Origin of the sequence: Erwinia piriflorinigrans CFBP 5888, assembly GCF_001050515.1 — a bacterium.
In the GTDB taxonomy this organism is placed as follows: Bacteria; Pseudomonadota; Gammaproteobacteria; order Enterobacterales; family Enterobacteriaceae; genus Erwinia; species Erwinia piriflorinigrans.
This window is the reverse complement of the sequence record NZ_CAHS01000019.1, coordinates 1-2013: the sequence shown is the minus strand read 5'-3', so window position 1 is coordinate 2013 and position 2013 is coordinate 1. Positions and strand designations below refer to the sequence as shown.

Annotated in this window: 2 protein-coding genes; both read right to left on the bottom strand. The window is 65.1% G+C overall.

What is annotated here, in order from left to right; translation table 11 throughout:
- On the bottom strand, positions 1-535 hold a 535-nt coding region (locus EPIR_RS14125; RefSeq protein WP_048697721.1), incomplete at its 3' end, for a biotin carboxylase N-terminal domain-containing protein.
- Positions 528-2013, bottom strand: a 1486-nt coding sequence (gene atzF, locus EPIR_RS14120; protein WP_048697718.1) for an allophanate hydrolase, incomplete at its 5' end; no start/stop codon positions are given. The genes atzF and EPIR_RS14125, both read right to left, overlap by 8 nt.

Genomic DNA, 2013 nt, shown 5'->3' with positions numbered 1-2013 from the left:
CACCAACCACCGCGGCATCATCGGCACAGCGCGTCAGGCCAATGCCGCCACCGCCGGCGGTGCTTTTCAGCATCACCGGGTAGCCGATTTTAGCCGCCGCGCCCAGTGCTTCATCCAGCGAGTTCAGTAGCGGGGTGCCTGGGGTCATCGGCACGCCCGCTGCAGCAGCCAGCTCACGCGCCCGGTGTTTTAAGCCGAACTCGCCGATCTGCTGCGCGTCCGGGCCAACAAAGGCAATGCCTGCCGCTTCGCAGGCGGCGGCAAACGGCAGGCTCTCTGACAGAAAGCCGTAGCCGGGCCAGATAGCCTGTGCGCCGCTCTGACGGGCAGCAGCAAGGATTTTGTCGATAACCAGATAGCTGTCGCTGGCCTTGTCACCGCCGAGGGCGATGGCGATATCGGCCTGTTTCACATGCAGGGCATTTTTGTCGGCGTCTGAATACACCGCCACGCTGGTGATGCCCATGCGTTTCAGGGTGCGGAGAGCGCGGCAGGCGATTTCACCACGGTTAGCAATCAGTACGGTATTAAACATGGTTTTTCTCCTGTCGGGCCAGCCAGCGACGCCAGCCGCCAAATTCGGTGATGTCGGTGGCCTGCGCCAGTGCAGCCGGTTCGCAGATAAAGCCTTTTACCCGGCGGCCGTCGGCCAGCTCCAGCGTACCGATGCCCAGCGGCGGCGGGATCTCCGCCACGAACTCGCCAAAGCGCGCCAGCGGGATATCCCACAGCTCAACGCTGATGGCGGCCCCGGAGGCGGCTTTCGCCAGCCCCGGTTTGGCCGGGGTGGTATTAGCCAGCGCGTACAGGCGATAGCAATCGGCAGTGGTGGTCTCTTCCACCCGCACCGCGTTACGCCGGGTAAGCTGGTGATTGAGCGGCATGCCGCTCAGGTGCGCACCAACCACCGCCACGCGCACATGCAGCGCCGAGGCGGGCAGCGCAGCTTCAGTCTGCGGCTGCGGTTTGCCGGTCGCGCCGAGATCCAGCGCCAGCTGCTGCTGCCAGCGCAGGCCAAAGCTCGCCAGCGCCCGATCGTGCCAGGCCGGGGCGATCAGCGTGATGCCAGCGGGCAGACCATCGCGACGAAACGGCCCCGGCAGCGCCAGTGCGCTGAGGTCGGCGAGATTGGTAAAGTTGGTATAGGTGCCGAACTGCGCGTTGTAGCGCACCGGTTCCTGTCGCATCTCCTCCAGGGTGCGGATGGTCGGCGAGGTGGGTACCACCAGCGCATCGAACTGGCTGAGGGTGTGTTGGATCTGGCGCGTAAGATCTGCACGCAGATATTCGGCTTTCCAGGCGTCTGTCGCGCTGAAACGATTGCCGCCGGCGACGATGCTGTATACCACCGGGTCCATCTCTTCGGGGCGTGACAGCATATCGCCGACCGCCACGGTGCGTTCGGCGACCCAGGGGCCGGCGTAGAGCTGTTCCGCCAGCTGGTGGAACGGAGTGAAGTCGATAGGGTGTAAGGTGGCACCACTGGCGTTTAACGCATCAAGAGCCGCTTGCCAGGCGTCCTGCGCCTGCCTGTCGCCAAAGAACTCCGGGCTGGCGGGGATGGCAAAGCGCGGAGCGGCGGGCAACGCCGCCGGTGCCAGGCCGGGGTTGGTGCGTGAATAGGCATCCTCTGTGTCATAGCCTGCGGCGCAGCTGGCGACGAGGAAGGCATCTTCTACCCTGAGGGCAAAGACCGATAGGGTGTCATTCAGGCGGCAGGCCGGGACGACGCCGCTGGCGGAAAGCCAGCCTTTGGTGGGTTTCAGGCCGACGATATTGTTAAATCCGGCCGGAACGCGCCCCGATCCGGCGGTATCAGTACCCAGCGCAAAGGCCACCAGCCCACGGGCGGTCACCGAGGCCGAGCCGGAGCTGGAGCCGCCGCTGACGTAAGCCGGATTAAAGGTGTTACGCACCGCACCAAAGGGTGAACGCGTGCCAACCAGCCCGGTGGCGTACTGGTCGAGGTTGGTTTTGCCCATCACCACGGCGCCACCGGGCTGGTTGGCACGC